The 23,665-nt window shown below is 70.1% G+C and carries 22 protein-coding genes and 1 pseudogene; 12 read left to right on the top strand and 11 right to left on the bottom strand.

From position 1 onward, the window contains the following. Positions 1-51 precede the first annotated feature (51 nt). Positions 52-1,158, top strand: coding sequence for a citrate synthase 2 (locus ASC64_RS02850; RefSeq protein WP_056905979.1), 1,107 nt, complete (start codon positions 52-54; stop codon positions 1,156-1,158). Between the two features lie 12 nt (positions 1,159-1,170). Here the strand turns inward: ASC64_RS02850 and ASC64_RS02845 are convergent, their stop codons facing one another. The 4 genes from ASC64_RS02845 to ASC64_RS02830 form a co-directional block, all read right to left on the bottom strand. Further along, entirely contained in the window at positions 1,171-1,803 is a 633-nt protein-coding gene (locus tag ASC64_RS02845; RefSeq protein ID WP_056905978.1) for a hypothetical protein, read from the bottom strand. A gap of 87 nt (positions 1,804-1,890) precedes the next feature. Then, entirely contained in the window at positions 1,891-2,256 is a 366-nt protein-coding gene (locus ASC64_RS02840; protein ID WP_156384979.1) for a thiol-disulfide oxidoreductase DCC family protein, read from the bottom strand. Positions 2,257-2,334: 78 nt separating this feature from the next. Beyond that, on the bottom strand, positions 2,335-2,823 hold the full coding sequence (locus tag ASC64_RS02835) for a GNAT family N-acetyltransferase (RefSeq protein WP_235563487.1): 489 nt from the start codon (positions 2,821-2,823) through the stop codon (positions 2,335-2,337). After that, positions 2,816-3,250: a zinc ribbon domain-containing protein gene (locus ASC64_RS02830; RefSeq protein WP_056905976.1), complete on the bottom strand. Its 435-nt coding sequence runs from the start codon at positions 3,248-3,250 to the stop codon at positions 2,816-2,818. Before ASC64_RS02830 ends, ASC64_RS02835 begins: the two co-directional genes overlap by 8 nt. A gap of 105 nt (positions 3,251-3,355) precedes the next feature. On the opposite strand from ASC64_RS02830, the gene serC reads away from it, so the two are divergent. Continuing rightward, positions 3,356-4,477, top strand: a complete 1,122-nt coding sequence (gene serC / locus ASC64_RS02825; RefSeq protein ID WP_056905975.1) for a phosphoserine transaminase — start codon at positions 3,356-3,358, stop codon at positions 4,475-4,477. Positions 4,478-4,570: 93 nt separating this feature from the next. Here the strand turns inward: serC and ASC64_RS02820 are convergent, their stop codons facing one another. Genes ASC64_RS02820 through ASC64_RS02805 form a run of 4 tightly spaced genes read right to left on the bottom strand, consistent with a single transcriptional unit; the run spans position 4,571 to position 8,253 of the window. After that, complete coding sequence (locus ASC64_RS02820; RefSeq protein ID WP_056905974.1) at positions 4,571-5,566, bottom strand: DNA topoisomerase IB; 996 nt, start codon at positions 5,564-5,566, stop codon at positions 4,571-4,573. A gap of 51 nt (positions 5,567-5,617) precedes the next feature. Next, positions 5,618-6,115: an O-acetyl-ADP-ribose deacetylase gene (locus ASC64_RS02815; protein ID WP_056905973.1), complete on the bottom strand. Its 498-nt coding sequence runs from the start codon at positions 6,113-6,115 to the stop codon at positions 5,618-5,620. A 10-nt stretch (positions 6,116-6,125) separates the two neighbouring features. After that, positions 6,126-7,439 carry a protealysin inhibitor emfourin gene (locus ASC64_RS02810; RefSeq protein WP_082550141.1) on the bottom strand — a complete coding sequence of 438 codons (1,314 nt, stop codon included), beginning with the start codon at positions 7,437-7,439 and terminating at the stop codon, positions 6,126-6,128. Between the two features lie 46 nt (positions 7,440-7,485). Beyond that, positions 7,486-8,253: a hypothetical protein gene (locus tag ASC64_RS02805; protein ID WP_056905972.1), complete on the bottom strand. Its 768-nt coding sequence runs from the start codon at positions 8,251-8,253 to the stop codon at positions 7,486-7,488. Positions 8,254-8,574: 321 nt separating this feature from the next. Between ASC64_RS02805 and typA the strand changes: the two genes are divergently transcribed. Next, positions 8,575-10,467: a translational GTPase TypA gene (typA, locus tag ASC64_RS02800; RefSeq protein WP_056905971.1), complete on the top strand. Its 1,893-nt coding sequence runs from the start codon at positions 8,575-8,577 to the stop codon at positions 10,465-10,467. A gap of 8 nt (positions 10,468-10,475) precedes the next feature. Then, positions 10,476-11,120, top strand: a complete 645-nt coding sequence (locus ASC64_RS02795; protein ID WP_056905970.1) for a hypothetical protein — start codon at positions 10,476-10,478, stop codon at positions 11,118-11,120. Positions 11,121-11,309: 189 nt separating this feature from the next. Here the strand turns inward: ASC64_RS02795 and ASC64_RS02790 are convergent, their stop codons facing one another. Further along, positions 11,310-12,104 carry a hypothetical protein gene (locus ASC64_RS02790; protein ID WP_156384977.1) on the bottom strand — a complete coding sequence of 265 codons (795 nt, stop codon included), beginning with the start codon at positions 12,102-12,104 and terminating at the stop codon, positions 11,310-11,312. 175 nt (positions 12,105-12,279) lie between these two features. Between ASC64_RS02790 and ASC64_RS02785 the strand changes: the two genes are divergently transcribed. The 3 genes from ASC64_RS02785 (at position 12,280) to ASC64_RS02775 (ending at position 16,196) form a co-directional block, all read left to right on the top strand. Further along, positions 12,280-13,269 (top strand): TlpA family protein disulfide reductase, encoded by a 990-nt coding sequence (locus ASC64_RS02785; protein WP_056905968.1) that lies wholly within the window; start codon positions 12,280-12,282, stop codon positions 13,267-13,269. A gap of 57 nt (positions 13,270-13,326) precedes the next feature. After that, complete coding sequence (locus tag ASC64_RS21490) at positions 13,327-15,093, top strand: polysaccharide deacetylase family protein (RefSeq protein WP_082550140.1); 1,767 nt, start codon at positions 13,327-13,329, stop codon at positions 15,091-15,093. Positions 15,094-15,236: 143 nt separating this feature from the next. Beyond that, positions 15,237-16,196 (top strand): glycosyltransferase family protein, encoded by a 960-nt coding sequence (locus ASC64_RS02775; RefSeq protein WP_162245763.1) that lies wholly within the window; start codon positions 15,237-15,239, stop codon positions 16,194-16,196. Between the two features lie 197 nt (positions 16,197-16,393). On the opposite strand, the gene ASC64_RS02770 is transcribed toward ASC64_RS02775, so the two are convergent. Continuing rightward, a complete protein-coding gene (locus ASC64_RS02770) occupies positions 16,394-16,660 on the bottom strand; it encodes a class I SAM-dependent methyltransferase (RefSeq protein ID WP_056905966.1) in 267 nt (88 codons plus the stop codon). A gap of 354 nt (positions 16,661-17,014) precedes the next feature. On the opposite strand from ASC64_RS02770, the pseudogene ASC64_RS21485 reads away from it, so the two are divergent. Then, positions 17,015-17,971: pseudogene (locus ASC64_RS21485) on the top strand (acyltransferase family protein); the annotation flags it as partial. Between the two features lie 34 nt (positions 17,972-18,005). On the opposite strand, the gene ASC64_RS22625 reads toward ASC64_RS21485, so the two are convergent. Continuing rightward, a complete protein-coding gene (locus ASC64_RS22625; protein ID WP_082550195.1) occupies positions 18,006-18,869 on the bottom strand; it encodes a glycosyltransferase family A protein in 864 nt (287 codons plus the stop codon). An 89-nt stretch (positions 18,870-18,958) separates the two neighbouring features. Here ASC64_RS22625 and ASC64_RS02760 point away from each other — a divergent pair, with 89 nt between their 5' ends. Genes ASC64_RS02760 through ASC64_RS22465 form a run of 4 tightly spaced genes read left to right on the top strand, consistent with a single transcriptional unit; the run spans position 18,959 to position 23,665 of the window. After that, positions 18,959-20,434 (top strand): lipopolysaccharide biosynthesis protein, encoded by a 1,476-nt coding sequence (locus ASC64_RS02760; RefSeq protein ID WP_056905964.1) that lies wholly within the window; start codon positions 18,959-18,961, stop codon positions 20,432-20,434. Then, a complete protein-coding gene (locus ASC64_RS02755) occupies positions 20,431-21,621 on the top strand; it encodes a glycosyltransferase (RefSeq protein WP_056905963.1) in 1,191 nt (396 codons plus the stop codon). Before ASC64_RS02760 ends, ASC64_RS02755 begins: the two co-directional genes overlap by 4 nt. After that, entirely contained in the window at positions 21,618-22,634 is a 1,017-nt protein-coding gene (locus ASC64_RS02750; RefSeq protein ID WP_056905962.1) for a CgeB family protein, read from the top strand. Before ASC64_RS02755 ends, ASC64_RS02750 begins: the two co-directional genes overlap by 4 nt. Further along, positions 22,619-23,665 carry a hypothetical protein gene (locus ASC64_RS22465; protein WP_056905961.1) on the top strand — a complete coding sequence of 349 codons (1,047 nt, stop codon included), beginning with the start codon at positions 22,619-22,621 and terminating at the stop codon, positions 23,663-23,665. Before ASC64_RS02750 ends, ASC64_RS22465 begins: the two co-directional genes overlap by 16 nt.

Genomic DNA, 23,665 nt, shown 5'->3' with positions numbered 1-23,665 from the left:
GCCGTCCCCGTGCAGTCCTCCGGGGCACCCCGTCCACGAAGGAGTGGCCCCATGACCGAGATCCACCACGGCCTCGAAGGTGTCGTCGCGTTCGAGACGCAGATCGCCGAGCCCGACAAGGAGGGCTCTGCGCTGCGCTACCGCGGCGTCGACATCGAGGACCTCGTGGGCCGTGTGCCCTTCGAGAACGTGTGGGGCCTGCTGGTCGACGGCGCCTACACCCCCGGGCTCCCGCCGGCCGAGCCCTACAACATCTCCATCCACACGGGCGACGTGCGCGCCGACGTCCAGGCGGCCGTCGCGATGCTCGCGCCGATGCTCGGGATGGGCCAGACCTACGACATCTCCGACGAGCAGGCGCGCCTCGACCTGTCCCGCGTCGCCGTGATGGTGCTGTCGTACGCCGCCCAGTCGGCGCGCGGCCTCGGCAAGCCGGTCGTCACCCAGGCCGAGGTCGACAAGGGCCGCACGCTGGCCGAGCGGTTCCTCATCCGTTGGCGCGGCGAGGCCGACCCCAAGCACGCCCACGCGATCGACGCCTACTGGTCCTCGGCCGCCGAGCACGGCATGAACGCCTCCACCTTCACCGCCCGGGTGATCACCTCCACCGGTGCCGACGTGGCCGCCGCCTTCTCGGGCGCGATCGGCGCCATGTCGGGACCGCTGCACGGCGGCGCACCCTCGCGCGTGCTGGGCATGATCGAGGAGGTCGAGAAGCGCGACGGCGACGCGACGTCCTACGTCAAGGAGCTGCTCGACAACGGCGAGCGCCTGATGGGATTCGGGCACCGCGTCTACCGCGCCGAGGACCCCCGCGCCCGCGTGCTGCGCCGCACGGCCAAGGAGCTCGACGCCCCGCGCTACGAGGTCGCCGAGGCGCTGGAGAAGGCCGCGCTCGAGGAGCTGCGCTCGCGCCGCCCCGACCGCGTCCTGGAGACCAACGTCGAGTTCTGGGCGGCCATCGTCCTGGACTTCGCCGAGGTGCCGGCGCACATGTTCACCTCGATGTTCACCTGCGCGCGCACGGGCGGCTGGTCGGCCCACATCCTCGAGCAGAAGACGACGGGCCGGCTGATCCGTCCGTCCGCGGTCTACGCCGGCCCCGCGTCGCGCGCGGCCGACGAGGTCGAGGGCTGGAACGCCGACTGGAGCGCCTGACCAATTCGTCTGTCAGGCCGAGGGCTGGGCGACGTACCAGGACGTCAGGCCCTTGGCTCCCTGACGGGTCAGGGAGATGTGCATGTGGTCGCGGTGGCGCAGCGTCGGTGAGCAGGAGCGCCGGCTCCGGCAGCCGGAGCTGAGGTAGCGCCTGGGCGCGAAGCCTTCGTAGGAGGCGTACATCGTGTCGTCCCAGATGATGTACATGATCCCCATCCGGCGGGCGAGCGCGTGCGGCTGGCCGAGGTCGTCGGGGGCGAAGACCTCGTCGAGCAGGGCCGCGGCGAGCGCCTGGTCGGTCGGGCTGTTCGCGTCGAGGAGCCAGTCGAAAGCGCGCGACTCCTTGTGCTCGCTGGTGCTCGATCCGCCGCAGGATCGGCTGATCGGCCCGTAGCCACCGCCCCGGGCGACCAGCCAGTCGGCGAGCAGCAGCACGCCCGGCTTGGGGCGGCGCTTGCAGGTGGTCTGCGGCTGGTAGCCGGCGTACGGCTCGAGCGGCATCAGGTAGGGCGCGGAGGACGTGACGGTGCCGCGTCGGCCGGTGACGTCGTCAGCCGTGGCCGGCGTCATGGTGCCGGCGACGAGTCCCACCAGCAGCGCGCAGGTCCCCGCGACCCGCATCGCCGCGTGCACCGACCGTCGCATCGCGCTGTCCCACCTTCCCCAAAGATCACGTGTGGCACACGGACCGTATGCGGCACCGCGAGGCACCGTCCGGGGATCGTCAGAACATCAACGCTGTAGTTCGCAGGCGGCGGTGCCACCCGGCATGCGGTGTCGGTTGGCGGCCACCCACGCGTAGGCGCGGCGGCCCACCGGGTCCACCGCGCGGGACTCGAGGAGCCGCCCGACCAAGCGCCACGGGACGGGGCCGGTGCGGAGAATCGATGCGAAGGCGCGGTGGCCGTAGCTGACCCGGCCGTCAGGATGGACGTACGGCATCTCGACCACTGCGCGCACCGGGTCGACACCGAGCCCGGCGAGGTCGGCGGCCTGGATCGTCGAGCTGTCGACGTCGACGCCGAGGCGGTGCACGAGCAGGGCCGTGCGCATGCAGAAGCCGCAGTCGGCGTCGTTCAGCATGAGTCCGCGAGTCACGTCGGCAAGGCTACGGGGACCTGGCACAGCGGGGATCAGGTTCCGGCGGACGCGTCACCACCGCCGGCACAGAGCCAGTCAGATCCGGCGGCCGAAGCAGCGGCTCAGCTCGGACCCGCAGTAGTAGCCGAACCCCGGGACGGGCACGTAGCCCGCCGACTCGTAGAGGGCGATGGCCTCCGGCTGGGCGATGCCGGTCTCGAGCACCAGCGCCTCGATCCCGGCCGCCGCTGCGGTCGACTCGAGGTGCGCCAGCATCTGCCGCGCCAGGCCACGCCGCTGGGCGGCCGGGACGACGTACATCCGCTTGACCTCGGCGGTGACCTCCGCCCCGAGCGCCTTCACGGAGCTGCGACGCCACGCACCGGTCGCGACGGGCACGCCGTCGAGGTAGCCGACGAAGAACCGCCCGAGCGGGTCCTCGAAGTCGCGGGGGTCGACCGGCGACTCGTCGCGACCGCCGTAGCGGGCGACGTACTCCTCCTGGACCGCCTCGACGAGCAGCTGGGCGTCGGGATGGGTGATGGGCAGGCGCTCGACGACCAGGCGGGCGGGCCGCTCAGGCAAGCGACTGCCCGCAGGAGTCGCAGAAGCGCGCGTCAGCGTCGTTGCGGGTGCCGCACTGGCGGCAGTACGGGCCGGTGGCAGCGGCTGCCTCCTCGGTGCGGCCGACGCCGGCGATGCCGCGACCGTCGCTGAGGTAGGTGGCGGAGTCCTTGACCACCGGCATCGTCTCGCCGGCGACGTACGACGCCTGGGTGCGCAGCCAGCCGACGTTGGCCGCGGCGAGGCCGAAGACGATGCAGAACCCTCCGGCGGCGGCGGTGAGGATCGGCCCGGGGCCACCGTCCATCGACTGGAAGTCGGCCACGAACGCCGAGACCCCCATGAAGCCGAGCACCGCGCCGACGAGGAGCAGCGCCACGGCTGCGACGCGCGCCACGGTCCGGACCGTCGACTGGTTGCCCAGCCCCGGCGAGCCTTCGGTGTTCATGCTGGATCCCCCATCGTGAGACGTGCGTCTGCGGGTGCCACAATAGGCACTTCGCTGACAGCGTCGTCAGGACCCGCCGTACCCGCCACGACCCGAGGTTCCCCCATGACCGACGCCCTGCAGATCCCCGCCGAGCTCCTGCCCGCCGATGGCCGTTTCGGCGCGGGTCCCTCCAAGATCCAGACCAGCCACCTCGACGCGCTCGCCGCGACCGGCTCCGAGCTGATGGGCACCTCCCACCGGCAGGCGCCGGTGAAGAGGACGGTCGGCCGCGTGCGCGAGGGCCTGGCCGCCCTGTTCGACCTGCCCGAGGGCTACGAGGTCGTGCTCGGCAACGGCGGCGCCACCGCCTTCTGGGACATTGCCTGCTTCGGCCTGATCCGTGAGAAGAGCCAGCACCTGTCCTTCGGTGAGTTCTCCTCCAAGTTCGCCACCTCGGCCAGGAAGGCCCCGTGGCTGGCCGAGCCGTCGGAGATCACCAGCGAGCCCGGCTCCCGCCCGGACGCCGTGGCCGAGGACGGCGTCGACGCCTACGCCTGGGCGCACAACGAGACCTCGACGGCCGTGATGGCGCCCGTGCACCGCCCGGCCGGCGTGGCCGACGACGCCCTGGTGCTCGTCGACGCCACCTCCGGCGCCGGCGGCCTGCCGGTCGACCTGACCGAGGTGGACGCCTACTACTTCGCGCCCCAGAAGTGCTTCGCCTCCGACGGCGGCCTCTGGATCGCCCTGATGTCGCCGCGCGCGCTGGCTCGGGCCGAGGAGGTCGCCGGGTCCGGCCGCTACATCCCACCGTTCTTCGACCTGCCGACGGCGATCGACAACTCCGCGAAGAACCAGACCTACAACACCCCGTCCGTCGCGACGCTGTTCCTGATGGCCGAGCAGCTGGACTGGATGAACGCGCAGGGTGGCCTCAAGGGAATGGTCGAGCGGACCACCGCCTCCTCCGACGCGCTCTACGGCTGGGCCGAGCGGACGGCGTACACCACGCCGTACGTCACCGACCCCGCCGACCGGTCGCTCGTCATCGGCACCATCGACTTCGACGACGCGATCGACGCGGCCGCGATCGCCGCGACCCTGCGCGCCAACGGCATCGTCGACACCGAGCCCTACCGCAAGCTCGGTCGCAACCAGCTGCGCATCGCGATGTACCCCGCGATCGACCCGGCTGACGTGGCGAAGCTGACGTCGGCCATCGACTACGTGGTGGAGAACGGCTGACCGGTCACTTCCTCCCCGAGACGCACGCTGACCGGGCACTTCCTCCCCGAGGAAGTGCCCGGTCAGTACCGTCCAGCGCGAGGAAGTGCCCGGTCAGCCGGTGAGCAGCTTGAGGACCGCCCGCTCGAGCGCGGCCTGCCGGGCGTCGTCGGTGTCGTACTTCCCGCGGACCTTGACCGTGCGGCCACGTTCGTAGGCCTCCACCACGCGCGGGTCGACGTAGGACGTGCGCGCCAGGGTGGGGGTGTTGCCGAGGAACTCCGAGACCTCCTTCATCGCCGCGGAGACCGCGCGCTTCCGGGAGGCCTTGGTCTGGCCCGGCTCGTCGGTCTTCGCCAGCGCGTCGGCGGCGATGACCGTGGCGTGCCAGGTGCGGAAGTCCTTGGCCGTGGCGTCGATGCCGAAGCACGTGCGGATGTAGTCGTTGACGTCCGCGGAGCCGAGGTCCTTCCAGTGGCTGCCGTCCTTCCAGGCCAGCAACCGGTCGCCGCCGCCGCGTCGCCGTCGCATCCCGTCGAGCGCCTGCATGGCTGCCGGGTCGTCGATGGTGATGTCGTGCTCGATCCCGGACTTGCCGACGAACGTGAACCGCAGGCCCTCCCTGGTCTTCGACACGTGCTCCTTGAGCATCGTGGTCAGCCCGAAGGAGCCGTTGGTGTCGGTGTAGACGTCGTTGCCGATCCGGAAGTAGCCGAGGTCGAGGAGTCGTACGGCGACCGCGCACGCGCGCTCCAGCGACATGCCCTCGGCCCCGATGTCGGCCAGCACCCGCTCGCGCGCCTTCGAGAGCGCCTTGCCGAACACGAGGATCCGGTCGAACTTCGCGGCGTCGCGGCTGGCGCGCCACTGCGGGTGGTAGAGGTACTGCTTGCGCCCGGCGTCGTCGGTGCCGACAGCCTGCAGGTGGCCGTTGGGGTAGGGCGTGATCCACACGTCCTTCCAGGCCGGCGGGATCACCAGGTCCTTGCAGCGCTGCGCCTGCTCGGGGTCGAGCTTGGCGCCGTGCTCGTCCAGGTAGGTGAAGCCCTTGCCGGACTTGCGCCGGGTCCAGCCGGGCTGGTCGGGGAAGGTGCGCCTCAGTCGCGGCATGCGGTGAACCTACTGCCGCGCACCGGACCGCGCCGACACCCCGAAGGAGGGTCAGCCGGCCAGGGCGGCAGCGATCTGGTCGTGGGCCGACCTGCCGAAGGCCACGAGCCTCGCCTCGTCGACCTCGGTCGGGGTGCTGCGCAACGTGTCGATCGCGGCCCGGATGGCGTCGTCGCGCGGCCAGGCGTAGACCCCGGCGCTCACGAGCGGGAAGGCGACCGACCGTGCACCGAGCTCGTCGGCGACGGCGAGGGCACCGGAGTAGCAGGAGGTGAGCAACGAGCGGTCGCGCTCGCCGGCGCCGTAGTTGGGCCCGACGACGTGGATCACCCAGCGGGCGGGGAGCCGGCCGGCTGTGGTCCACCCCGCGGCGCCGGTGGCCAGGCCGTGAGGGAAGCGGCGGATGCAGTCCTCCAGCACCTCCGGCCCGCCTGCGGCGTGGATCGCGCCGTCGACGCCACGGCCGCCGCGCATGCCGCGGTTGGCGGCGTTGACCACCGCGTCGACGTCCTGCGTCGTGATGTCGCCCTCGACGACCGTGATCCGCATCGTGGTCTCCTCAGAACTGGTTGCGGCGCAGGACGCGGCGCGCGAGCTCGGCCTGGCTCGCGGTGAGCCGGTGCTCGGGCACGCGCACGGTGCGCTCGCCGAGGGTGAAGGAGTAGAGGAACATGTCGGGCTTGGTCGTCGGGTCGCCCTCGCGGAGGTCGTCGGACGCCAGCCCGGCATCAGCGACCAGGTCACGCAGGTCCGGCTCGTCGTCGTCGTCGAGGTCGACCTCCGCCGTCTCGGTGCGGCCTGCGAAGCCACCCGACCGCTCCACCCGCAGCACCCCGGCCGCCGACTGCCCTGGCGGCTGCGGGACGGGAGCACCGACGGCGTCCGCCGGGACGACCCCCACCTGCGCCCACGCCTGGCGTACGACGTCGGCGTGCGGCCCGGCCGCCGCGACCGTGGCCGCCGCGAAGGTGGCGAAGTCGGAGTCCTCCGGGACGTCGCCGCCGGTGAGGGCGGCGTACCAGACCTGGCCCGCGCCGGCGATCGCCGTGCCTCCGATGGCGACGGCGGCGAGCTGGAAGGCCCGGTTGGGGATGCCGGAGTTGAGGTGGACGCCGCCGTTGTCGGAGGTGGTGACCACGAAGTCGTCCATGTGCCCGACCTGCGGGTCCTTGCCGAGGTCGGGGTCGTCGTAGGCCGTGCCGGGAGCGGCCATGTCGCGCAGCGCCCGTGCCTGCACGGACGGGCGGAAGATCCCCTCGCCGATGAGCCAGTCGCCGTCGGCGGCCTGCTGGCCCAGGACACGCTGCTTGAGGCAGGCGGCGAACGCGTCGGCGACCGACTCGTTGAGCGCGCCGGACTGGCCGCGGTAGACGAGGTTGCAGGTGTGCTCGACGACGCCGTGGCCGAACTCGTGGGCGAGCACGTCGACCGGCTTGGTGAAGCGCTCGAAGACCTCACCGTCGCCGTCGCCGAAGACCAGCTGGGTGCCGTCCCAGAACGCGTTGTTGTAGCGGGAGCCGTAGTGGACGGTGAGGCTGACCTGCGCCCCGGCCCCGTCGAACGAGCTGCGCCCCAGGTCCTCGGCCCACATCGCGAGCGTGGCCTCGATGCCGTCCGCTGCCTCGTCGACGGCGGCGTCACCGGTGGCGGGCTCGCCGTCGGAACGGGCGGACCGGCCCGGCAGGTCGGTCGTCGACCCGCCGTCGTGCACGGTCCACGCGGCCCCCGCCGGCGCCACGGTCGCGTGCGGCAGGCCGGTCACGCCACGCTGGGCGCGGAACGCCTCGTCCCGCAGGACCGCGTCGGGTCCGTCCACCCGCTCCGCGAGCCAGGGTGGGATGAAGGTGCAGCGGGTCGCCCGAGTGTTCGCCATGGGACAGGTCTACCTCGCCGGTCCGACAGCCGGTAGCCCGCGAGCGTCAGCAGGGCTTGTAGTCGAACGAGAAGCCGGAGAGATAGACCTTCTGGTCGCCGTCCACGAAGAGCGCCGACGAGTGGGACAGGTTCCAGTAGTGGAACTCGAACGAGGTCACACTCGCCATGGTGATCGTCACGTTGCCGTCCGTGCTGCTGTCCCCGACGCCGCGGTTGTTGCCGTTGGCACGGAACGGGTTGTCGAGCGCGCCCGTGCCGTCGAGATAGCTCGCGTTGGCCTTGCCCGCTGTGAACGGGGTTCCGGCGAGTGCGATCCCGTCCCAGAAATCCTGCTGCGCAGAGTCGATGTCGCGCAGTGTGAACGACAGGTTGGTCACCGGCCGACTGAAGGTGAACGTGGTGATCGACTTGTTGGAGGTCGTCGACCACGTGCTGACCTTGGCGTCATTCGACGACGGCGACTGGTGCAGCTGCAAGCTGGTCGCCCCGCTGCCCGAACCGCCGACACCGGTGGTCGTGCGTAGGTTGTCGTTGGCTCCCCAACCGGAGAAGATCGTGGAGAGCTGGTCGCCCAGGTGGGTGTTGGACCCCAGGAAAGTGTTGGTGATGGTGAGCACCAGCGCCTGCCCGGGCCCCGTGCCATCGGGGTCCTGGATCGTGTACGTCGCGGACGCGGCGTTGGCGCGTTTGAAGCGTGAGGCGTTGCTCCAGTCCACGGCACCGGGCCGAGCGTCGCACGGCGACGCGGCGTACGCGGGCGCCGTGGCGGCAACCGCCACCACGGGCACGGACCAGGCCGCGGCGCGCGTCACGGACCGTCGAGAGGTCCGCCCGACAGGATTCAGGTCGGCGTCAGCACTGGTCACTCCGGGATCCCCCCACCCTCGGCGGCGTCCCCCACGGACACCACTACGGATACCTGACTACCCCACTTTCGACTGGCGCGTGACCGTTTTCGATCTTCTCGAACCCGTCCCTGGCGGAGAGCTCGCCGGGGTGCGCTGCCCTCCCGTGGCCGCGAACTCTCGGATCTGGAGCGTCGGGCACTAGAATCCTGTGCGCTGCGGCCGTGACGGCCGCGCCCGGCGCGGCCCCTGATCGTGTCGCCTCGTTTTCGCCCGGAAGGCCCCTGCATGCCCACCCAGTCCCGCTCCGACCTGCGCAACGTCGCGATCGTCGCCCACGTCGACCACGGAAAGACCACGCTGGTCGACGCGATGCTCCGCCAGGCCGGCGCCTTCACCGCCCACCAGGCCGAGAGCGTCGCCGACCGCGTCATGGACTCCGGTGACCTCGAGCGCGAGAAGGGCATCACCATCCTCGCGAAGAACACCGCGGTCCACTACGCCGGTCCGGCCGGCGGCGGCCAGCCGATGGTCATCAACATCATCGACACCCCCGGCCACGCCGACTTCGGTGGCGAGGTCGAGCGCGGCCTGTCGATGGTCGACGGCATCGTGCTGCTCGTCGACGCCTCCGAAGGCCCGCTCCCCCAGACCCGCTTCGTGCTCCGCAAGGCGCTCAACGCCGACATGCCCGTGATCCTGGTGGTCAACAAGACCGACCGCAGCGACGCCCGCATCACCGAGGTCGTCGACGAGTCCTACGAGCTCTTCATGGACCTCCTCGACGAGTCCCACAGCCAGGACGCGCTCGACTTCCCCGTCGTGTACGCCTCCGGCAAGGCCGGCATCGCCTCGCTCGAGCAGCCGGAGAACGGCACGATGCCCGAGGGCACCGACCTCGAGCCGCTCTTCAAGACGATCCTCGAGACCATCCCCGCCCCGCAGTACGACGAGGGCGCCCCGCTCCAGGCCCACGTCACCAACCTCGACTCCTCGCCGTTCCTCGGTCGCCTGGCGCTGCTGCGCGTGCACCAGGGCACCCTGAAGAAGGGCCAGACCGTCGCCTGGATGCGTCGCGACGGCGAGGTCAAGAACGTCCGCATCACCGAGCTCCTCGTCACCGAGGGCCTCGAGCGCAAGCCCGGCGAGTCCGCCGGCCCCGGCGACATCGTCGCCATCGCCGGCATCCCGGACATCACGATCGGTGAGACCCTCGCCGACGCCGAGAACCCCGTCGCGCTGCCGCTCATCCACGTCGACGAGCCGGCGATCTCGATGACGATCGGCACCAACACCTCGCCGCTGGTCGGCAAGGTCAAGGGCGCCAAGGTCACTGCCCGCCTGGTCAAGGACCGCCTCGACGCCGAGCTCGTCGGCAACGTGTCGCTGCGCGTCCTGCCGACCGAGCGTCCCGACGCGTGGGAGGTGCAGGGCCGCGGCGAGCTGGCGCTGGCGATCCTCGTCGAGCAGATGCGCCGTGAGGGCTTCGAGCTCACCGTCGGCAAGCCGCAGGTGGTCACCCGCGAGGTCGACGGCAAGGTCCACGAGCCCTTCGAGCGGCTCACCATCGACGCCCCGGAGGAGTACCTCGGCACGATCACCGAGCTCCTCGCGACCCGCAAGGGCCGCATGGAGGGCATGACCAACCACGGCACCGGCTGGGTCCGCATGGACTTCGTCGTCCCCTCGCGCGGCCTGATCGGGTTCCGCACCGAGTTCCTCACCGAGACCCGCGGCACGGGCATCGCCCACCACATCTCCGAGGGCTACCACCCCTGGGCCGGCGAGATCCGCTCGCGCAACAACGGCTCGCTGGTCGCCGACCGCGCCGGTGCGGCGACGGCGTACGCCATGACGTCGTTGCAGGAGCGTGGCGTGCTCTTCGTCGAGCCGACGACCGAGGTCTACGAGGGCATGATCGTCGGCGAGAACTCGCGCGCCGACGACATGGACGTCAACATCACCAAGGAGAAGCAGCAGACCAACATCCGGTCCGCCACCTCCGACAACTTCGAGAAGCTGATCCCGCCGAAGCGGCTCTCGCTCGAGCAGTGCCTGGAGTTCTGCCGCGAGGACGAGTGCGTCGAGGTCACGCCCGAGACGGTCCGCATCCGCAAGGTCGTGCTCGACGCCAACGCGCGGGCCAAGACGGCCTCGCGGGCCCGGAAGGCCAACAAGTAGGCGTCGCCGTGTCCGGACACCCCGACGGCGACACCGGCGAGCGACTGGCCGCCTGGCTGGAGCAGCTCGGTCTCGCCGACCAGCTGGCTGCCGCCGGCCTGCCGACCTACGACCGCGCCGATGGCGTGGTGCGCTGGCGCGAGCCGGCCACGGTCGAGCCGCTCAGCGCCGAGCGCCTGGCCGACCTCGACCGGCAGCTGCGTGCGCAGGGCGACGACCCGTCCGTCGCCGTCCCTGTCGACCTCGTGCGGCTCCGCCGCGAGGCACGGGTGCGGTCGGCGCTGCTGGCCGACGGCTGGCTCGACTACGCCGGCGTCGCGGCGCTGCGCGGCCTGTCGGTCGACGCGGCCCGCTTCGCGCTGCACAAGGCGGCCTCGCGGCGCACGCTGCTGCTGGTCCAGCAAGACGGCGCGACCCTCGTCCCGTCGTTCCAGCTCGACAGCGCCGGCGAGGTGCGGGCCGAGCTGCTCGCGGTCCTCGAGACGCTCCTGTCCGCGGGCGTCGACCCGTGGCGGGCGTGGATCTGGCTGACCACCCCTGCAGGACTGCTCGGTGGCGCGGTGCCGCACGAGGCCGCGCGCGATCCTGAGGAGCTGCCGGTCGTGCAGCGCGCCGCGGTGGCGCTGGCGGAGCGGACTCGGTCGAGCCGTTAGGCAGACCTGGGCTCAGCTCACCGAGACGGCACGGACCTTCCGGATGGCGTTGTCCTCCGGAGCGTTGCGCTCGCCGTTGACCGCAGCCGCGCACCCGCTGAGCGTCGCGAGGTGTCTCAAGCACCGCGACTCATGAATGGCACACGCAGTCTTCTCCGTCGTGCACGGGCGGCCGAGACCCGAGCCCAATCAGCAGGGCTTGTAGTCGAACGTCAGACTTCCGAGGAACACGGCCTGCTGGTTGTCGAAGGTGGAAGCCTTCTTCCCCAGGTTGGCGGACTGGTTCCAGTAGGTGATGGTGAAGGAACTGATGGGCCCTGCGTACTTGACCCGCAAATTTCCGGCGCTTCCTGTGAAGTCGTTGGTAGGCGCCGCGTCGTTGACTGGCCGGAAGGGGTCGGAGCTCGTGCCAGCACCCGTCAGCGTCGCGGGCTTGGACACGACCGAGAAGCCGGACGTGAGCTCGAGCGCGTCGCGGTACTGGTTCCCATTGGAGTCGATATCAGTGACAGTGAATTCGAGGTTGGACACCGGACGCGAGAACGTGAACGTGTATGCGCCCCGGTCCGCGTACTGGCCTGCGCCAGTGGCTTTCGTCGACTGGTACATCACTAGCCCTGCCTGGCTGAGGCCGCCGACGTTGTTCTGAACCTGCAAAGTGTCGTTGGTCTGGCCTCCGAACTCTGAACCCGATCCCATCTGTCCGGAGTAGAGAACTGACGTCGTCAAGGTCAGTTCCGGGATCGTGCCCACGGCTCCGTCCGGGTCGTACTTTGTGATCGCGCGGACGAGCGATTCACGCTGGTGCGTCACGTTCGCGGCGTTCCATGCGAGAACGGTCCCCGGGCGGTTGTCGCAAGGCGACGCGGCGAAGGCGGGGGCAGTGGCAGCGACCGAGATGACCGGCACGCTCCAGGCGGCACCGCGCACCACGGATCGGCGAGAAGGTCGTACGGTCTCGAGCGCGTTCGTGTTGATCGGCATCTTGATGAGCCCCCACAGTTCCGGCGAACCCCCACGGCCGCCTAGTTGTCTGCAACGGTAGGAGGCGGCTATTCACTATTGGGTAACAACAGGACTCAGCACGGTGCGACTTTGGTCGACTTGTGTGGCCTGACTCACCCCAGTTCGCAACGCGGTTGCTCCTACGATGCGGGGCATGTCCAGCGCGCCGGCGGCCTCGTTGCTCGTGCTGCTGACCCTGGCGGCAGTGCTCGCCCTCAGCGCCGTGGCCAAGCTGCGCGACCCGTCGGCGTTCGCGGACGGCTTCGTGTCGCTCCGGGTGCCGTCGGTCGTCCCGAGGCAGGCAGCGAGCCGGCTCGTGCCCTGGGTCGAGGGCGTCCTGGGCGCGCTGTTGCTTCTGTCCCCCAGCGCTCCGCTCGTCGTCGTGGGCAGTCTCGTCGCCACGACCATGGCGGTCTACACCTGGCTGATCGGCCGCGCCCTCATGTTGAGCGAGCCCGTGGACTGCGCCTGCTTCGGCGTGCTCGGTGGCCACACCGTCGGTCGGATGACGCTGGCCCGCAACATCCTCCTCCTCACGCTGTCGGGGGTCGCGGTCTGGATCGGGCTGAATGATGGGTCGGCTCCGGAAGCAGTCCGGGATCTGCGTGGCCAGGACTGGTGGACCCTGACCGCAGCACTTGCCGCCGTGGTCGTCGTCGTCACGATCCTCGAGCGGCCCGCAGACGCCGGATCCCCGACGGTCGGCGAGCCCGGGGCCGAGTACGAGCGTCGCCCCATCCCGTACGGCGTGTTGACGATGCCCGACGGAACGACGACGACCCTCGCCGAGCTCGCGTCGACGCAGGCCCGGCTCCTGGTGGTGCTCAACCCGCACTGCGCGCCGTGCGTGCGCACCGCCGAGAAGCTCGACGCCTGGGCAGAAGACCTGGCACCGGCGGTCGGGGTCGTCGCCGTCCACCCTCAGCCCGGGTTGGACCTGCCGCAGCAGAAGGTCCTGACGACGGTCGAGCCGGAGCACAACGTCCGTCGGATCTTCTCCGTCGGCGCCCCTGGGGCGGTCCTGCTCGGCGCGGACGGCCTGATGGCTGGTGGTACCGCCGCAGGCGAGCGCAGCGTCGAACAGTTCGTCGCGGAGATCGTCGAGGAGCTCGGTCGAGCAGACGAGTCCCTCACCGGGGCCTAGGCCGAGCCGGGGCGAGGACCACGATTCACCACCACCCGTCTTGGTACGTTCACCTGCGTGACCCAGCGGATGCCCAGCGACGGTGACGTCCCGGCCGCCGCTGCCGCCGAAGGATCGGCGCCGCTGCTGTCCGTCGTGACCGCCACCCGATCAGGTTCGGTCCGGCTCCCTCGCCTGATCGAGTCGCTGCTCGGCCAGGACATCGAGAGTCCGTGGGAGTGGGTGGTGGTGCTCGACGGCGTGACGGACCAGACGGTCGCCGTCCTGGATCGGGCACGTGACGTCCTGCCGATCCGGACCCTGCGCCTCGAGGACTCCGTCGGCGTCTCGGGCGCGCTACGGGCCGGTTACGCCGCGGCGAGAGGCGTGTTCGTCCTCCGCTGTGACGACGACCTGACGCTCCCTCGGTGGCTGCTGTCCGGACACCTCGCCCACCACACCGGCCGTCCCTCAGGTGCGGCTCCGCTCGGCGTCATCAGCATGACGCGTGACGTGTTCGAGTCGTCGCCGTACGCATCGGCGTACGGCTCGAGGGCGAACGCGCGGCTGCTCGCCGCCGCGTACGCCCGTCCGGCCAGGGACCGTTGGCAGCACTGGGCCGCGTGCAACTCGGTCGCCAAGGACACGTACGACGCCGCCGGCGGCTTCGACGCGTCCCTCGGCTACCGGGAGGACTCGGACCTCGGCTACAGGCTGGCGGCATCCGGCGTCGAGATCGTCATCGATCCACGGCTCGAGGTGGAGCACAGGGGCCCGGCGACCAGCGCGGCGGACCGCACCGAACGCGCCTTCCTCTCCGGATCGACGCTGCGCGACTTCGAGAACCGGCACCCCGACGCGTACCCCGACCGCACGACGGGCACCTCGGCCTGGAGCGTGATGACCGGGGTGGCCTCGCAGGCGCTGCGGTCGCCTCGCGGCGCGCGGAACGCCGGCAAGGTGGTGGACATGCTGCTTGCGGCGGTGCCCGAGAAGGTCGGCCGCCGGCTCGCGGCTGGCGCGGTGGAGGCGGCGGGTGCCGCCGGCCAGCGTTCCGCCGTCGGCACCTGGGACCGTTCTCGTCCTTCCGTGCGACCCCATCCGCTGGACCGGGTAGCGGCTCGCGTGCTGCCGGCCGCCCCCGGACTCGACCGCGTCGCGACCTCCATCGTCGGCGTGGAGACGTCGCGCCCGGAGGTCGTGCTGACGTTCGACGATGGGCCCACCCCCGGCACCACGGACAGGATCCTGGAGGTGCTGCGCGACCACGGGGCCACCGCCACGTTCTTCGTGCTCTCGAACCGCGCCGCCATCAACCCCGGCCTGCTTGCCGAGGTCGTCGCCGGCGGGCACGAGGTCGCCGTCCACGGACCGGACCACCGGCGGCTCACGTTGTTCACCGCGCGACAGGTCCGCGACCGCACTCGGGCAGCGCGGCACACTCTCGAGGACCTCACCGAAAGACCCATGCGGTGGTTCCGTCCGCCCTACGGCGCCCAAGGCATCCGAGCATGGACGGGCATCCATCAGGCGGGTCTGGAATCCGTCCTGTGGGGACCGACCTTCAACGACTGGCGGGACCTCGACCCCGAGGAGAGGCTGCGCCTCGCGCTCGATGACACCCACCCCGGAGCCATCGTCCTCGCGCACGACGGCTTCGCGGGCCCGTGCGACGGCGTCGACGACGGCCCCGAGCCCGTAATCGACAGGGCGGCTTTCCTGAACGAGTTCCTCACCGTCACCACAGCGCGCGGACTGACCGGGGTGTCCTTGTCCCAGGCTCTCGTCGCCGCGTCTCCCGTGCGTGCGCCCTGCCACCGGAGCGCGCGCGGCGTGACCATCTAGGATCGCGCACCATGACCGTTGAGGACGTCGTCGTCCGGCCCGGGAGGGCGACGATCAGCCTCAACGTCATCAGCGACGTCAGCCTGGACCTGCACAGCCGTGAGTTCCATCGCCAGGAGCGGCCGACCCGGCTCCCGTACGGGATGGAGCGGCTCGAGAATCACGGCATCCGTCCGGTGGAGGCACCACGCCTCCCGCGTCACAAGATCATCGACGTCGTCGAGCACCGGTCCGGGATCCGGCTCCAGCCGTTGCGGGCGTGGCCCGCCGCTGGGCGCACCGACGCGACCCTGGCCGTCTGGGAGCACTGGGCAGAGCTTCCAGCCCTGTTGAGACGCGTCCCGGGACCGTACCGACGTCACCCGCTCTACTCGATGGTGTGCTGGGCGGCGGAGGACCTGAGGTCAGGCGACGAGCGCACAGTCACGCGCGTGCGTCGGGTCATCGAAGCCTCAGACCTGATCTTCTACCTGAGCGGCAACCAGGAGGAGATCTTCCTCGCCCACGGTGCGCGACCAGAGCAGCTCGTTGAGGTCACCTTCGGGGTACCCACCGCCTTCTTCACCGGCGACGTCGGAGCGTCGAGGGACGTCGACGTCCTGGCTGTCGGGGTGGACCGGGGACGCGACTACAAGACACTCCTTGCGGCCGCCGGCACGGATCTGCTCATCGACGTGCTGACCGTGCCCGAGAGGTTGCGAGCGCTCACGCTGCCCCAGAACGTCCGACCTCTCGGCGTCCTCCGCCCCGACCGCTACCGCGACCTCTTGCAGCGCACGAAGGTCGTGGTGGTCCCCACCCACGACTTCGCCTATCCCACGGGCCAGACCGTCGCGCTGAACGCGGCCGCCGCGGGATGCGCGGTCGTGGTGTCACGCACCGACGCGATGTCCGAGTACTTCTCACCGGACGACACGGCCTCCATGCCTGGGGTCGGGGAGGTCGATGAGCTCCGTGAGGCCCTCGTCGGCCTGCTGCATGATCCGGAGAGGCGCTTGGCCCTGGCGTCGAGGGGGCAGGCGCACGTGCGGGCCCATCACACGAGTGACCTCATGTGGGACCAGATCGGACATGCGATCCGCGCCCACCTCGCAGCCCGCTGACCTCGTCGTCAGGCTCGCCGGGTCCCTGCGAATGCTGCAACCCTCCACGACGTGGCCCCGTGACGGACCTCTGTCGCGTCGAGTGTCGTCCACCGGGCCTCCAGGTCACGGAGCACAGCGGCTGCCCGGGGTGACTGGAGATGACACGAAACGATCGCCACGCCGTCGCCCGAGAGGTGTCCCATGTACCGGTCGAACTACCCCGCGGGGTCCTTGAAGTACGCCAAGCTCTCGTTGAAGACGAGGATGTCGACGTCAGTCCGTGGCGTGAAGGTCTCGGCGTCGACCGCGTGGAACTCGGCGCCGGGCAGCTCCCTGCCCTGGAGCGCTTGCACCGCCACCTCGGAGATGTCCACTCCGCCGTAGCCCACGGCGAGGAGACGATCATGGAGCACCCCTGCGCCGCATCCGACGTCGAGGACAGTCCCGCGAGGGCGGAACCACGACGCGTACCCGACAATCACCGAGTAGTGGCCCAGCTCCTCGATGCCACTGAGGAACGCCTACCCGTCGGAGGCGTACTGCGCGTTCCAGGCGTCCGGCGACTTGGGAATGTCACCCCTGCCCGAGCGAGCGTCGAGCGAGCTGACCCGCGCCTCGATCGAGCTCCTCCCGGGGAAGCTGCGCCCGTACCCCCAGCGGTAGTACGTGGACCTGGAGCGATCCTCGGCGGCCAGGCGCAGCCGTCCGAGGACGACCCGTGTGCGCGCGGCACGCGGGGACGCTACCGCACGGCCTGTCTCACCAAAGCTGGCTTCGAGTCACCCTGATTTGCGAACCCGGTACCGGCAACGTCGCGCGCACCTACCATTCGCGAAGTGACCAGCTCCCCGCCGAAGGCACTCGAGCGCTTGAACGGCCTGAACCTCATGCGCCTCGTGCTGGCCAGTGCCGTCCTCTTGGCGCACGCGCTGCTAGTGGCTGGCGTCCCAGCCCTTCCCCACACCGACCTCGGCTACTGGGCGGTTGCCGGGTTCTTCTGCATCTCCGGATACCTCGTGACGCGGTCAGCGGATCGGCTGCCCACGGCCACCTACCTCCGACACCGGGCGATGCGGCTCCTGCCCGCCTACTGGGTGTGCCTGGTCGTCACCGGCGTGGTGATCGCTCCTGCGGCGACCTCGCGCCTCGACCTCGTGGATGACGGTCTGGTCTACGTGGTGGCCAATGCCGGACTCCTCGTGACGCAATCCTCCGTGAATGGGACGCCGAACGTCGGCCACTACCCCGGTGAGTGGAACGCGTCCCTGTGGACGCTCTCGCACGAGTTCGCGTGCTACCTGGTCGTCGGCGCCCTCGTCCTGACACGCGCGTTCCGTCACGCGAGCTGGGCTCGATGGGGCCTTGCGTGGCTGGTCGCCACGGCCGCACACGTCGCTCTCCTCCGGCTTGCCCCTGACGCGCCGTTCTTGGTCCGGGGCTTCGTCCGCCTGCTACCGCTCTTCCTCGGGGGCGCGGTTGTGCAGGCGTTCAGGCCGCTGGACCAGCTACGGCTCAGGACCGGAATCACGTGCTTGGCCCTGGGGGCGACCGTGGTGCTCGTGCAGCCTGCCTACGGGCTCCAGCTGTGCGCGCCGCTGCTGGCCTACGCGCTCCTCGCCATCGGCCTCAGGCTGCCGTGCCCGCGGGTCATCGCACGCGAGGACGTCTCGTACGGCACCTACCTCTACGCCTTCCCGGTCACGCAGCTGATGGCATACCTCTGCCTGCCTCGGGGCGTGTGGGCGGTCTCGGCGTGGGTGTTGACGATCTTTGCGATCACCCTGGGCCTGGCAGCCCTCAGCTGGTTCCTCGTGGAGAAGAAGGCCCTCAGGTGGGCTCGTCGCTCGCTCGCCGCCGGTCACGCAGTGCCCGCCGCGCCCCACGGAGCGCGTCGTACGCACGAGGATGGGCAGAGACCAGCCGCTCCAGACGTCCATACCGGTGCTGGTAGTCGTTCAGCTGGTCCATCAGCGCGAATCGATGGCGCATGATCGCCTCGATGTTCTCGAGGTACAGGTCGGCATTGTCGCGGAAGATCTCGCTGTAGATCTCGACGTACTCGTCCCGCGAATAGCCGGTGTTCATGGAGCCGGGCCGGATCCGGTAGTGGAAGTAGGTCCCGTCCAGGCGCACGACCTCCCGCCCGAGCCCGAGCAGCCTGAGCCAGAAGTCATGGTCCTCTCGCCCCCGACGCATCCGCTCGTTGTAGCCGCCGACAGTGCCCCAGTCGTCCTTCCTGAACAGGGCGGTGCAGAAGATGCAGTTCTCGACGAGAATCTCGTCGAGGCTGAACTCCGCGAGCTCATAGGGCCCGGACGCGGCACCGAAGAGGTCGGCGCGGCAGTAGACGATGCCGACATCCGGACGGTCCATCAGGACGTCGCGCGCCTCGTCGGGGTACCGGCTGTCAATGAGGTCATCGGCATCCAGGGGCAGGATGAACTCTCCCCGAGCCGCGTCGATCCCCGCATTCCGCGCACTCGGGAGGCCGCCGTTGTCCTGCCGAATCAAGCGCACGTCCCTGGGCAAGTCAGCGAGCACGTCCAGGGTGAGCTCGTCGCGTGATCCGTCGTCGACCACGACAACCTCGCAGTCGCCGGCGCGTAATGCACTCTCCAACGTCTCGCCCAGTGTCGCACCTGCGTCGAAGCATGGGATCACGATCGACACGAGTCCGGGGGATCGCTGCATGGAGGCAGCCTAGGTCTGAAGCTCCCCGCGTCTGGCGATCCTGCGCAATGCGTGCCAGTGGCCCCCACGCCTCACCTACGATTGCCGGCATGGAACCGACCACCCAGGCGGGCAACCTTGCCCGCCGGGCGGTCCGAGGCGCTGCAGCGACGGGTGTGTCGCAGCTGGCTCGTCTCGTGCTGCAGGTCTCGTCCGTTGTCGTGCTGGCGCGCCTGCTGACTCCTCGCGACTACGGCTTGGTGGCCATGGTCCTTGCTGTGATCGGCCTGGCTGAGTTCCTTCGCGACTTCGGGCTCGGTGCCGCCGCGGTCAGGGCGGAGACGCTGTCACGACGGGAGCGGGACAACCTCTTCTGGCTCAATGCCGGTCTCGGCACGGCATTCACGGTCTTGACGATGGCGTGCGCTCCGCTGCTGTCGCACTTGTACGACAGGCCCGAGCTCACCATGATCACGTTGGCTCTTGCTCCGACATTCATGCTGAGCGGGCTCGGTGCGCAGTACCGGGTCGACCTGCTGCGCCGTCTCAAGTTCGGCACGCTCGCGTGGTTCGACGTGCTCAGCGCGGGGCTCGCACTGACGATCGGAATCAGCCTGGCGTTCGCGGGTGCGGGCTACTGGGCGCTCGTCACCCAGCAAGTCGCCTCCGGCATCATCACGCTGGTGCTGCTGGTCGTCGTGTGCCGGTGGCGACCGAGACGGTACGACCGGTCGACCGAGGTAGCCGGGTTCGTTCGTCTCGGTTCAGCTTTCGTGTTCGGAAGCGTGATGGCCTATGTCAGTCGCAACGTGGACAACGTCATCGTCGGACATCAGTTCGGAGCGCAGACACTCGGCGCCTACACCCGCAGCGTCCAGCTCGTAAGGACACCACTCACGCAAATCCAGGGGCCGTTCGCCACCGTGGCCGTACCAGTGCTCATCGCGGCCGGCGCCGACGACCGACGACTGCTCAACGCAGCCCAGAAGGGGCAGGTCGCGCTGTCCTACCCGATCATGGCGGCCGCCGCGACCATCGTCGCCGGCGCAGTGCCGCTCGTCGAGCTGGCACTTGGACCCCAATGGAGCTCCGCGTCAGCGCTCGTCGTCTGGGTCGCTGTGGGCGCGGGCGCCTCTTGCCTGTCCACGCCAGCCACCTGGTTGTTCAGCGTCCGAGGACTCGGCAGCGCGATCACCGGCTACAACCTGTCGGCCACGGTGATCACCGTGCTTCTCCTGGTTCTCGGTAGCAACTACGGCGTGGAGGGCGTCGCCGCGGCGGCTGCGGCTGCCGCCGCGCTTGGCTGGCCGCTCGCTCTGCACTTCGCGCACCGCCAGGGTCACTTCGCCGTCGGAGGGTTGCTCAGGAGCGGATTGCGGACTGCAGCGGTCGCTCTGGTGGCGGGTGCGGCAGGCCGCCGTACGGTCGGAGCGGTCGGCGACCACGCCCCATGGCTACAGGTCGCGGTGGCGGCGTCGACGGTTGTGTTGATCTTCGTCGCCGCCATGGCCGCCCCCGGATATCGACGCGACTTCGACCACCTGCGTTCGATGGGCTCGATGCTTCTGCCCCGGAGGAGGGCGTGAGCACCTGCACCGCCAGACAGCCCAAGCACGTCACCTTCGTCCTCTGGCAGTTTCCCGAGGACGGCGGGTGCGGGAGGGCGACAGAGCTGCTGGGACGGGCATTCGCGCGCAGAGGTGTGGCTGTGGACTTCATCTCGATGGTGCCCGGCGTCAGCCCGACGGACCTGGATACGCGATCGGTCCTCAGGCTCACTGACGCGCACCGCCGTCCCGTCTTCCGCGAGGCAACCGGGTTCGCGCAGAAGCTGCGCGGGCTGCAGCTGCTCCTACGGAAGAGGGTGGACGCCGTCTACGGGCTCCGTCGCGCACGGCGCCTGCTGGAGCCGCTCGACAGCAGCTCCGTGGTGATCTTCACGAACGTCGGACCCAAGCGAATGTTGAGTGAGAGCGGGTACCGTCCTGCCGCGCACGGGCCCATCGTCATAGGGCAACACCACAGCTCCTACGACGGCGCTCGTGCGACGGGACAGCTGGACGACATGCCCGAGTACTTCGGCGACCTCGATGCGTTCGTCACCCTGACCGAAGAAGATGCCCAGAGATTCCAGGACCTTCTTCCGGTACCGTGCTCGGCGATCGCTAACATCGCCCAGATCCCGGCGGAGCCGCGTGCCGCTCATTCCCGCGAAGTCGCCGTTACCCTCACCAGGTATGCGCGTGAGAAGCGTCTGGACGTGATGATCAACGCCTTCGACGAGGCCACGAAGTTGCCGGCGCTGCGGGCGTGGACACTGCACCTCTACGGGTCCGGCGACCTCCGTGAAGAGCTCCAGACCATGGTCGACGACCTCGGCCTCGACGACCGCGTCCACCTGCACCACCGCACGAACGATGTCTCCCACGTCCTCGACGGAGCCGCTGTCAACCTCATGTCGTCGGAGTACGAAGGCTTCCCCATGGCAGTGCTCGAAGCGTCGGCGCACGGTGTCCCGACGGTCGCGTTCGACTGCTCGGCCGGGATGCGGCAACTTGTGTCGCCGGCAACCGGCGCGCTCGTTCCCCAAGACGACTTCGAGGGATACGTGACCGCTCTGCGCGAGCTCATGGTGGACGCAGCGCAGCGGCAGGCACGAGGGGCTGCGGCGCGAGACTCGGTGGAGAGGTACAGCGAGGGCCAGGTCATCGATCATTGGCTCGCACTCTTCGATGAATGCGCCCGACGACGTTCGAGGGGTGAGGTCCCGTGACCAAGCGCATCCTTGTCGTCGCCCCCGCGTTCCACGGTTATGGAGGGTCGATCGCGTCTGCACTGAGACGCCGCGGCCACATCGCGCTCCTGCACGAGTACGACCTGAATGCCAGCCGCGCCAGCAAGGTCCGCCACAAGCTGGTGCGCGAGCTCCCGGATCGCGTGACCGGGCGCGACTTCGGGGCCAAGCTCCTGGCCCAGGCGCAGACTGCGGCTGCCGTCGATGCCGTCGTCGGCACTCGACCGGACGTCGTCGTCACCGTGAAGGGAGACTCGCTCGGGGGGGACTACTGGGAGGCGGTCGATGCCTCCGGTGCCCGCCAGCTGCTCTGGCTCTACGACGAGCTGGCTCGCATGCAGTTCGACGAAGCAGTCATCGCCTCGCGGCCCTCGATCGTCTCCTACTCCCCCCATGACGTGCACTCGCTGAAGATGCGGGGCCTGCGGGTGGGCCACGTCCTCGATGCCTTCGACCACTCCTTGCCCTTCGATCCCCGACCGAGCGACGAGGTGGTCTTCGTCGGCGCGCGCTACCCCGAGCGGCAACGCCTGCTCCTCGCCCTGCACCGGTCCGGCATACGGGTCAAGGCCTACGGGCGCGACTGGTCCGGACATGCGGTGGACCGCCTCCGCACGTGGCGCGTGCGCAGCCCCGATGTGCCGAACGGTCGAGACGTCCCCCGTGCAGTCGCGTACGGCATCACGGCCGGCGCAGTGGCGGCCTTGAACTCGCACACGGACCAGGACGGGTTCACCATGCGCACCTACGAGATTCCCGGTACCGGCGGCCTGCAGCTCATCGACAGGCCCGATGTCGCGCAGGTGTACGAGCCCGGCAAGGAGGTGCTCGTCTTCGAGTCCGACGACGAGCTGGTCGAGCTGAGCCGGCGTGCTCAGGTCGACCGCGGCTGGGCGCGCGCGATTGCCGACCGTGGTCGTGAGCGGACACTCGCCGAGCACACCTTCGATCACCGCGTGCCGCTCCTGGAGGCAGCATGGGACACGGTCTGAAGTACCCGGAAGACCTGGCCGCGTGGCGGCGCTGGCACGAGTCGCGTCACGCGATCCGCCACGTCTATCGCTCGACACGTGGACTGCTCCGGGATGGGCCGGCCGCCCTCGTGGACGTACTTCGCCCGAGGGCAGGGGCCGACCTCCTGGTCGCCGTCGAGGCAACCCACGCGAGCTTCGCGAATGCTGTGATCGCGCCGCTCGAGCACGTGTCCGTCGAGCGAACCGCGATCGTCGCGCCAGTTGGCTGGGAATCACCCATGCGGTACGCCGGGCACGGCCGGACCACGGTCCCGCTCACCGAGCTGCCCGCGCTGGTCGATCCCGCCGCCGTGCTCGCCGCAGGCCACTTCACCGAGATCGGCGCGGCGGCATTCGCCCTGGCCGACGACAGCGACCTGCCGTTTTTCGTCTCGCAGCACGGCGCGCTGACGCCGTACGCCCCTCCCCTGCCGCGGTGCGCGCGCCTGCTCGCGTGGAGCGAGTCCGACGGGGCCTTCTGGGCCACCGGGCGGGAGGACGTGGACGTGCAGGTCGTTGGCAGCCAGCTGCTGTGGGGAGCGGGTCTCGTGACGGGCGCCCGCGCGCCCTCCTCGATCGACGGGCCGCTGACCTACCTCGGCCAGGGTCACGCTGCGGAGATCCCGCGCGCCCGACTGGCCCACGCAGCGTTGACCACCTGTCGCGCGCACGGCGCCGTCTACCGGCCGCACCCCAGCGAGCGGGACATCACCTCGCGCGCGGTGCTCGCGGCGTACGAACGAGCCGGGATCAGGGTCGACCGGAGCGGCCGGCCGCTGGTCGAGCTCGAGGCCCCCATCGTGAGCGTCTTCTCGACCGGCGTCCTGGAGGCGGCGGCACAGGGCCGTGACGCATGGGTCGACTTCCCGAGACCGCCCGCCTGGCTCGGCGAGTTCTGGGAGCGTTACGGCATGCACCGACTCGGCTCCGACCCCACGCCCGCCCCGGCACGGCCAGATGTCGAGCCTGCGCGGAGGATCGCCGAGATCCTCGTCGAGGCCGCGTCATGA

The organism is Nocardioides sp. Root122 (genome assembly GCF_001425025.1).
GTDB lineage: Bacteria > Actinomycetota > Actinomycetes > Propionibacteriales > Nocardioidaceae > Nocardioides.
The sequence above is the reverse complement of the archived record's forward strand: the minus strand, read 5'-3'. Positions and strand labels throughout refer to the sequence as shown.